General features: G+C 66.5%; 10 protein-coding genes. 5 read left to right on the top strand and 5 right to left on the bottom strand.

All coding sequences use genetic code 11. The features are described 5' to 3' along the window. The 3 genes from Q0O95_RS11940 to Q0O95_RS11930 all read right to left on the bottom strand — a co-directional run. The coding region (locus Q0O95_RS11940; RefSeq protein ID WP_293698931.1) for an alpha-hydroxy-acid oxidizing protein at window positions 1-392 on the bottom strand (392 nt) is incomplete at its 3' end. A gap of 2 nt (window positions 393-394) precedes the next feature. Then, window positions 395-1,138, bottom strand: coding sequence for an SDR family oxidoreductase (locus tag Q0O95_RS11935; RefSeq protein ID WP_293698928.1), 744 nt, complete (start codon window positions 1,136-1,138; stop codon window positions 395-397). Further along, complete coding sequence (locus Q0O95_RS11930) at window positions 1,138-1,998, bottom strand: fumarylacetoacetate hydrolase family protein (RefSeq protein WP_293698925.1); 861 nt, start codon at window positions 1,996-1,998, stop codon at window positions 1,138-1,140. The genes Q0O95_RS11935 and Q0O95_RS11930 overlap by 1 nt, the downstream gene beginning before the upstream one ends. A gap of 310 nt (window positions 1,999-2,308) precedes the next feature. Here Q0O95_RS11930 and Q0O95_RS11925 point away from each other — a divergent pair, with 310 nt between their 5' ends. The 4 genes from Q0O95_RS11925 to Q0O95_RS11910 are packed head-to-tail and all read left to right on the top strand — an operon-like array spanning window position 2,309 to window position 5,873. Then, window positions 2,309-3,613 (top strand): L-fuconate dehydratase, encoded by a 1,305-nt coding sequence (locus Q0O95_RS11925; protein WP_293698922.1) that lies wholly within the window; start codon window positions 2,309-2,311, stop codon window positions 3,611-3,613. Next, window positions 3,613-4,584: an aldo/keto reductase gene (locus Q0O95_RS11920; RefSeq protein WP_293698919.1), complete on the top strand. Its 972-nt coding sequence runs from the start codon at window positions 3,613-3,615 to the stop codon at window positions 4,582-4,584. The genes Q0O95_RS11925 and Q0O95_RS11920 overlap by 1 nt, the downstream gene beginning before the upstream one ends. A gap of 9 nt (window positions 4,585-4,593) precedes the next feature. Beyond that, on the top strand, window positions 4,594-5,433 hold the full coding sequence (locus Q0O95_RS11915) for an amidohydrolase family protein (RefSeq protein WP_293698917.1): 840 nt from the start codon (window positions 4,594-4,596) through the stop codon (window positions 5,431-5,433). A 14-nt stretch (window positions 5,434-5,447) separates the two neighbouring features. After that, window positions 5,448-5,873: an RbsD/FucU domain-containing protein gene (locus tag Q0O95_RS11910; protein WP_293698914.1), complete on the top strand. Its 426-nt coding sequence runs from the start codon at window positions 5,448-5,450 to the stop codon at window positions 5,871-5,873. A 134-nt stretch (window positions 5,874-6,007) separates the two neighbouring features. Here the strand turns inward: Q0O95_RS11910 and Q0O95_RS11905 are convergent, their stop codons facing one another. After that, window positions 6,008-6,688, bottom strand: a complete 681-nt coding sequence (locus Q0O95_RS11905) for a FadR/GntR family transcriptional regulator (RefSeq protein ID WP_293698911.1) — start codon at window positions 6,686-6,688, stop codon at window positions 6,008-6,010. 136 nt (window positions 6,689-6,824) lie between these two features. Here Q0O95_RS11905 and Q0O95_RS11900 point away from each other — a divergent pair, with 136 nt between their 5' ends. Beyond that, window positions 6,825-7,703 carry a hypothetical protein gene (locus Q0O95_RS11900; protein ID WP_293698909.1) on the top strand — a complete coding sequence of 293 codons (879 nt, stop codon included), beginning with the start codon at window positions 6,825-6,827 and terminating at the stop codon, window positions 7,701-7,703. Here Q0O95_RS11900 and Q0O95_RS11895 read toward each other — a convergent pair. Next, window positions 7,700-8,911 (bottom strand): MFS transporter, encoded by a 1,212-nt coding sequence (locus Q0O95_RS11895; RefSeq protein WP_293698906.1) that lies wholly within the window; start codon window positions 8,909-8,911, stop codon window positions 7,700-7,702. The two genes, Q0O95_RS11900 and Q0O95_RS11895, sit on opposite strands and share 4 nt — an antisense overlap. Between the last annotated feature and the right edge of the window lie 19 nt (window positions 8,912-8,930).

Genomic DNA, 8,930 nt, shown 5'->3' with positions numbered 1-8,930 from the left:
GGGATGCCGTAGGCGGTAGCCGCCGCGGCTCCGGCGCGCTCGCCGGCCGCGTGCATCAACCGTGTGAAGCCGGTCGGCGCAATGCCGAACGGGTACTTCGAGCGCTTGCCCAGCACATCCCAGCCGGTGTCGACATCCGTGACGTCCCGCAGGATGCTCGGCTGGAACTCCACGTCGCGAAACGCCTCGTACGCGCGACGCAGACCGACCTCGCCCTCGGCGGCGCCGTCCGTGTAATCGAACGGCCCCTTGGGGGTTCTGCGTTTGGCCACGGCACGGAGATCCCAGATCGTCTGTGCCTTCTCGAGCCGCATCTGGGCGGGGTTGCGGAGCGGGTTCGAGAAGCGCAGATACCCGCGCAGCGTCTCGATGTCTGGTAGCTGGCGTCGCATATTCAGTCCTTGCGGAGTCGGAGATCCTGCATGCCGCCGTCGACCGCGAGACCGACACCGGTCGTCGAGGTCGCGAGCGGACTCGCGAGATAAGCCACGGCGTGAGCGACTTCCTCGACCGAGACGAGCCTACCGTGTGGCTGGCGAGCCTCAAGCTGGGTGCGCTCGTACGCCGGGTCCGGTGCGGCATCGAGCAGCCGGCCGACCCAGGGTGTGTCGGCGGTGCCCGGGCACACCGCGTTCACGCGGATGCCTTCCCCAAGATGGTCTGCGGCCATGGCGCGCGTCAATGCCAGCACCGCGCCCTTCGACGCCGAGTACAGTGCGCGCTGCGGCAGGCCCGCTGTTGCGGCGATGGAACTCGTGTTCACGACCGCCGCGTGTTGCGATCGGCGCAGGTGCTCCAATGCGGCCCTGGTGACGCGGGCGATGCCGGTGACGTTGACGTTCAGCACGCGCGCCCACTCGGCGTCGTCGTTCGCCGCGATGTCGCCTGCCGCGCCCATCCCTGCGTTGTTCACGACCACGTCGATACCGCCGAGAGCCGCGGCTGCGGCCGCGACAGCAGCGTCCGTGGATGCCGAGTCGCCGATGTCGCACCGGAAGGCGGGATGCTCGGCCCCGTCGGTCAGCAGATCGAGCACCGCCACCCGGGCGCCACGCGCCGTCAGCTCGCGCGCGACAGCCGCACCGATGCCGCTCGCGCCGCCCGTGACGATCGCCTTCAGACCGTCGAACTCTCCCATCAGCGCGAGCCCGCCGAGCGCTCGACGCGGCGCACCGCATGTCGCTGCGCGCCCAGGCCCTCTATGCCCATCTCGACGACGTCGCCATCGACGAGGTACGGGAAACGACCGGAGAGCCCGACGCCCTCCGGAGTCCCGGTGAGAATCAGGTCGCCGGCATCGAGCCGCATGAACTGACTGAGCTCGTAGACGATCGTGCCGACGTCGAAGATGAGGTCGCTCGTCGACGAGTCCTGCCGCGGTTCCCCGTTCACGCTGCTCGTGAGGCGGAGGTTGTTGATGTCGACCTCTTCGGGTGTTACCAGCACCGGGCCCAGCGGCGTCGAACCCGGAGTCGCTTTGCCCTTCGACCACTGGCCGCCCGAAATCTCGATCTGCCAGGTGCGCTCCGAGAGGTCGTCGGCGACCGTGACGCCCGCAATAGCCGCGCGGCCCTCATCTGCCGACTCGAGCATCCACACGGGTTTGCCGACGACGAGCGCGAGCTCGACCTCCCAGTCGAGCTTCTTCGCGTGATCGGGCAGCGGAACATCGTCGTCGGGGCCGACAACGGTGTTCGGATGCTTGAAGAAGATGACGGGCTCCTTCGGCGGTTCGGCACCCGATTCGGCCGCGTGGGCCGCGTAGTTCATGCCGATGCAGACGACCGCGCCGGGCCTGGCGATGGGTGCTCCGACGCGGAGCTCGCCATCGGTGATCTCGGGGAGCGTGCCGTTCTGCAGCGCTGCCTCGACATCATCGAGCTTGCCGAACAGCTCCGCGCCAACGTCGGGCGCGATCGATCGAATGTCGAACGCGCGGCCGTTCTGCAGAACAACGGGGGTTTCGTCGCCTAGGGGTCCGAGTCGGGCAAAACGCATGCTGCTCCTTCGAGTCGCAGAGAGATCTGATCTTTCAGGAAGTCTAACGCACACGTGCGCTCGCGATTCATGTCTGCTGGGATGCTGCTCTCCCGGCGATAGGACGCGGCAACGCCGCCTGCCGTTCAGTACGCAGTTTGGGTCGGAATAACGCCAGAATACCGACCTGAACCCCGCAGCGGGTCATGTGCCTTCACGCAGCAGAACGCGCATCCGGCCGTCTCCGCGCACCCGACGCCCCGCATCCCGAGCCTCGAATGATGTACATTGATGGCACGTAAACATCCGATGACTTATGCCAGGAGACGCCATGAGCACCGTGACCGCTTGCACCAGCGCCGATGTGCGGTTCCCGACCTCGCAGAGCCTCGACGGTTCCGATGCGATGAATCCCGACCCCGATTATTCGGCGGCGTACCTCACGGTGCACACGGATGCCGCGGACGGCCTGAGCGGCCACGGCTTCGTGTTCACGATCGGCAGGGGCAACGACATCCAGCGCGTCGCCATCGACGTCGCGGCGTCCAAGCTCATCGGGCGCAGTGTCGAAGAGTTGCTTGACGACATGGGAGCGACCAGCAGGCTCCTGCTGCACGATTCGCAGCTGCGCTGGCTCGGCCCTGAAAAAGGAGTCATGCACATGGCGATCGGCGCCGTGATCAATGCGCTCTGGGATCTCAAGGCGAAACGGGCCGGCCTCCCGCTCTGGCAATTACTGGCTCGGATGAGCCCTGAAGAGCTGGTCGACCTCATCGACTTCCGGTACCTGTCGGATGCGCTAACGCGTGACGAGGCGCTCGACATTCTGCGACGTGCCGAGCCGGGCAGGACAGAGCGCGAGCGGCAGCTGCTCGCCGAGGGGTATCCCGCCTACACGACGACGCCGGGGTGGCTCGGTTACTCGGACGAGAAGCTCGCGCGTCTCTGCCGCGAGGCACGCGAGGACGGCTTCACGCAGATCAAACTGAAGGTCGGCGCCGACCTGGAGGACGACATCCGCCGGTTCCGGATCGCGAGGGAGGCCATGGGTGCGGACTTCCCGATCGCCATGGATGCGAACCAGCGCTGGGATGTGGCGGATGCGATCGAGTGGGTGAACGCGCTCGCTCAGTTCGATCCGCACTGGATCGAGGAGCCCACGAGCCCCGATGATGTTCTCGGTCACGCTGCCATCGCCCGCGGAGTCGCACCGATCCCGGTCGCGACGGGTGAACACGTGCACAACAGGGTGATGTTCAAGCAGCTCATGCAGGCGGATGCGCTGCGCTACGTGCAGATCGATGCGACGCGCGTCGGGGGTGTGAATGAGATCATTGCGATCGTGTTGCTCGCGGCGAAGTTCGATCTGCCCGTGTGCCCGCACGCGGGCGGAGTGGGCCTTTGCGAGGCGGTGCAGCACTTCTCGATGTTCGATTTCGTGGCGGTCTCGGGCAGTAAGGATGGCCGTGTCATCGAGTTCGTCGATCATCTGCACGAGCACTTCGTCACGCCGACGAAGATTGAAGGCGGCTCCTACGTGACTCCGACTGCGCCCGGAGCGGGCACCGAGATGCTGGAAGACAGCATCCGGCAGTACGCGTTCGAAAGCTCCGCTGCCGTGACGGAGGTCGCCTGATGAGCCTTGTCGCGAAGCAGCCGCTCGCGTTCGGCGCCGCCACCATCGGCAATCTGTATCGGGAAGTCTCGGATGAGCGCGCACAGGCGACGCTCGAAGCCGCCTGGGACGCTGGCATCCGGCATTTCGATACCGCGCCCCACTACGGCATCGGGCTCTCCGAGCGCAGGCTCGGCGCCTTCCTGCAGACGAAACCGCGTGATGAGTTCATCCTCTCGACCAAGGTCGGTCGCCTGCTCGATCCCGCCGACCGTATCGAAGGTGACGATATGGCGTTCGAATTCGCCGTGCCGCGAACGCACGTGCGACGCGTCGACAACAGCGCAGGGGGCATCCGCCGCAGCCTCGAGGACTCGCTCGAGCGGCTCGGCCTCGACCGCGTCGACATTCTCTATCTGCACGATCCGGAGGAAGCACCCGAGGGCCTGGAACCTGCCCTCGAACAGGGGCTCCCGGCGCTCGCTGCACTGCGCCGGGAAGGAACTGCGAGCGCCATCGGCGTCGGATCCAAGGATGTCGCGGCACTCACGGCAGCGGCGAAGAGCGGCCTGGCCGACACGCTGATGATCTCCGGTCGCTTCACGCTGCTGGAACAGCCGGCGGCAGAGGAGCTCCTGCCGGTCATGGCGGAGCGAGGCGTCGCGGGTGTCGCCGTATCGATCTTCAACTCGGGGCTGCTCGCGAAACCGCGCCCCGCATCCGACGCCCGCTACGAATATGCTGCTGCCGCCGGCGAGCTCGTCGAGCGGGCGAACCGCATCGCGGACGTCTGCGAAGCGCACGGCATCGACCTGCCGACCGCCGCAATCGCCTTCCCGCTGCTGCACGCGGCGATTGAAGCGCGCGTCGTCAGCGCTTCATCTCCGCAGCAGATGGAGCAGACCGCCCAGCGCGCTGCGACCCCCGTGCCGGATGGCGTCTGGCGCGACCTTGTGAGTGCGGGCCTGCTCGACGCCGCGCTCGTCCCGTAGGGTGCAGATATGGGTCGCATCGACGCACACCTGCACGTCTGGCAGTGCCCTGCCGAGTATTCGTGGCTGAGCGACGAACTCGCGTCGATCAACCGGCCGATCTCTGCCGAGGAGGCGCACAGGGCATCGCGTCGATTCGGCTGCGACCGTGCAGTGCTCGTGCAAGCCGCCGACACAGCGGCCGACACCGAGTTCATGCTCAACCTTGCTGAGCAACACGGCTGGATCGCGGGTGTCGTCGGCTGGGTGCCGATCGAGCAGCCGGATGCCGTGCGTGCTCGCCTGGCTGCGCTGGCGGGGCGGCCGCTGGTCGGCATCCGGGCGCTCATTCACGATCAGCCGGATGCGCTGCTGCTGGATGCCGAGCCCGTTCGCGAGAGCCTGCGGGTCATCGCCGACCGCGGGCTCGCATTCGATGTGCCGGACGCGTATCCGAATCAGCTTCCTGCCGCGACGCGTCTCGCGCGCGATCTGCCGGAGCTGACGGTCGTGCTCGATCACTTGGGCAAGCCTCCTGCAGGAGATCGTGACGACTGGGCGAAGGCCGTCCGTGCGTTCGCGGCAACGCCGAACACGGTGGCGAAGCTGTCGGGGCTGCACCACGGCGGGAAGGCGCTGCCGGCCGACGCGCAACGCGACGTCTGGGAGTTCGCGCTCGAGCAGTTCGGGTCGGAACGGCTCATGCTCGGCTCGGACTTCCCGATGCCGCTGCTCGGCGACGGGGTCGACGTGCTCGCAGACACTGCTGAGCGGCAGCTCGCAGCACTCACGCCCGCAGAACGCGAGGCTGTCGAACGCACCACGGCGACGCGGGTCTACGGCCTCACCCCGTCGCAAGCGCAAGCATAAGGAAAGGACAAACCATGCTGACCGGAATCAACCCGCTGCTGAACGGCGATCTCCTGCGCGTGCTCGACCACATGGGGCACAACGACGTGATCATGATCGCCGACGGCCACTACCCCTCGTACGGGATGGGCGTACCAGTGCTGGAAGCGCAGGCGACGACCCCCGAGATCGTCGCGGCCGTGCGCACGGTCTTCCCCATCGACTACTACGCGAGCCCCTCCGTGACACTCATGACGCCCGAGCCGGGGCTGGGCGAGGAGGTGCAGACGCAGCTCCGCGACGCCGTGAACACGAAGGTGGATGAGCGCGTCGAGTGGATCGACCGATTCGACTTCTACGAACGCGGCCGAGACGTGTACGCCGTGATCCGCACGACGGAGACGAGAAAGTACGGCTGCATCATGCTGCGCAAGGGCGTCGTCGGCGACCCCGAGGAGTAGAGGGTTCGGCGACCGCCTGCAGAAGCAACGGCGGCGCGAACTTGCGCGTCTCCAGACGGGTTTTATCGATCCAGGCGGCGTCTTGACCGATAAAACCCGTCTGGCGCGGCCCTGGCCTACCGAAGTACCGCTCGTCAGTGCTCGCGCAGCTCCGAGTGGATCCAGCGTTCGGCTCCCGCGACGTGCAGCATCATGGCGGCCTGCGCGACCTCGGTGTTGCCATCGCGGATGCTCGAGAGAATCAACTCGTGCTCGTCCAGGGTGCGTGACACGGCACCGGCCTGTGTGAGCCCGCGCCACACTCGCGCGCGCCACGTCTGGCTGCCGATCGCTTCGACGAGACCCGCCAGGTAGTCGTTGCCGGTTGCCGCTGCCAGCATCCTGTGGAACTCGACGTCGTGCGTGACGAGTGATTCGGTGTCGGCATCCTCATCGATCGTCTGCAGGTGCGCCGCCATGGTTTCGACCTGTTCCGCCGTGGCTCGTTCGGCAGCCAGCATCGCGATGCGCGGTTCGAGCAGACGCCGGGCCTCGAAGACCTCCATGACCGCAGAGTCCGAATGGTAGTCGAGGATGAAAGACATCGCTTCGATGAGCAGGCTCGGTTTCAGGCTCGTCACGTACGTGCCGTCGCCGCGGCGCACGTCGAGAATCCGCATCGTCTCGAGCGCCTTCACGGCTTCGCGCATGGATGAGCGGGAGAGCCCGAGTCGTTCCGCGAGCTCCTGCTCGGGAGGAAGGCGGTCGCCGGGGCCGAGCTCGCCCGACTGAATCATCTGCTTGATCTTGTCAATCGCATCATCGGTGACCGCCATACCGAAAGCCTATGCCTTCTGTGGCTGTGCGTTCGCGTTCATCGTCGACTCCCTCGCTCGCGACGTAAACCGGTGAGGTCGGAGCCCGACCGTGCGTTGCAAGGTTTCGCAAAGCCGTACGCTCTAAACTGGAGGCATGCCAGAGACCACACCGTTGATCCTCGGAAACGTCACGAAGCCCGGTGCCGCGGACCGGCTGCAGCGGGCGGGTGAGGCAGCGCTCAAGAGTCTCGATCAGCGGACGTCCATGCACGTCGGTCAGGTGGTCGGCAACGACATCGACCACGTCAACATCGACCTCACCGGCATCCGCATCGACTCGGTCGAGGACTTCGAAGACTTCGGCAATCGGGTCGGCGAAGCGTTTCGTTCGCACGGCATAGAGGAGCGACGACTGGATGCCGTGCACGCGTCACCGGGGCTCGTGAAGATTGCCGAGATCCGAGCCCATCCCGTGACGATTTTCGGTGCACCGTACGTGCTCGACGGCGCGCTGGTCGACGTGCCGATTACGTGGTTGGAGGACGCCGGCGGGTTGCTGGCGATCGCGATCGACGAGAACCGCGACCCCCTCCACCTGACGGGTGAACTTTCCCTTCGAGTCGAACAGGACGCCCTCATCGACTCGCTGCACGTGCTCGTCGAGCAGATCAGCGACCGCGACGGCGTGCCGGTTCACGTCGAGTTGCGGCAGGTCCGGTTCACGCAAGACACACAGCGCAGCGTGCGCGTCGAGGCGAGCGCGAAGGTGTCGAAGGGGTTTGTCAGCGGAACAGCGATCGCGAAGGCGACGCTGGAGCTGGATAACGACCTCGTCTTCCACGTGCGCGAACTCGAGATCACGAGCAAGAATCCCATCCTCTCGAGTTTCCTGAAGCTCGCAGAGAGCCGACTCAAGGTGAAGCCGATGCGACTCGCGGATCTGGGCCCGCTCGGTGAGCGCATCATCGACGTGAACGTCACGGTCGGGGATGAGATCGAAGCCCGGGCCGTCCTCGGCGACACTGGGCGTTAAGCAGCAGTCGGCCGATCGGAGGGCCTGACGGACGACGCCCCCACGACACCGAGGACGCACAGCAGCAGCGGCACCAGCAGTGCGCCGTTCAAGCCGGTCACGCCGGCCACCCAGCCGATGATCGCGGGGCCCGAAAGCAAGCCGATGTAGCCGGCGCCGACGATGCGCGCGAGCAGAACAGCCCGCTTGCGGACCGGCAGGTTGCCTGCGGCCGTGAAGATCTGCGGAACGACACCAGCGATCCCGAGTGCGAAGACCATCCAGCCCACGAGCGCGAGCCAGAACCCGGGTGACAGCACGACGACGCCGAGCCCGATCGCAGCGATGATCGAGCCGTAGCGCACGACCGCAACGGCCCCGAACCGTCGAACCACGAGGTCGATGACGAAGCGCGCTGCCGTCATGCTCACGGCGAAGGCGCCGTACGCGATCGCCCCGGTCGCCTCGCTCGTGCCGAGCTCTTCGACGGCGTGCAGTGCGCTCCAGTCGCTCGCGACTCCCTCCGCAAGCATGAAGACGAATCCGAGCAGGGCAAGCAACAGGATCTGCGAGATCGGCACCGCTCGCTTCGGGCGCTCTCCAACCGTGGCGTCGGGAACACGCGCTGCGATCATCATTTCGGCTGTCGTCGGCTCCGGCTCCGCACTGCGCGACGGGATGAGCGCGGCAGCGATGCCCGCGGCGACAAGCCCCAAACCGGATGCGATCACGAAGCTTATGAGCGTCGGGAGCGCCAAGGTCTGCACGAGCCAGCCGTACGCGGCCCCGACCGCGGTGCCGACCGAGAAGAATGCGTGCATCGACGACATGATCGCCTTGCCCTTGTCGCGCTCGACCTCGACGGCTTCTGCGTTCATGGCGACGTCAGCGAGACCGTTGCCGATGCCGAACAGTAAAAGCGCGACCATGAGAGTCCAGAGACCACCGGCGAGTGCGGGCCCCAACAGCGTGACCACCATGATCAGGTGGCCGACGAGCAGCGGCCAGCGTGCACCGAAGCGGGCGATGACGGAGCCGCCGACCTGCATGCCGACGATCGAGCCGAGCCCCAGGGCTAGCAGCGCTGTTCCGAGCTCACCCTTGCTGACGCCCGTCGCGGATTGCACGGCTGGGATGTGCACGAGCCAGACGGCGAAGAGGAAGCCGACGACACCGAATGCGAGACTCGTGCCGAGCCTTGCTGCGAATAGGGGGCGAGTGCTGGTCACCGGCCCAGCCTAGTAGCGC

The organism is uncultured Agrococcus sp., from assembly GCF_945915485.1.
Classification (GTDB): Bacteria; Actinomycetota; Actinomycetes; order Actinomycetales; family Microbacteriaceae; genus Agrococcus.
The sequence above is the reverse complement of the archived record's forward strand: the minus strand, read 5'-3'. Positions and strand labels throughout refer to the sequence as shown.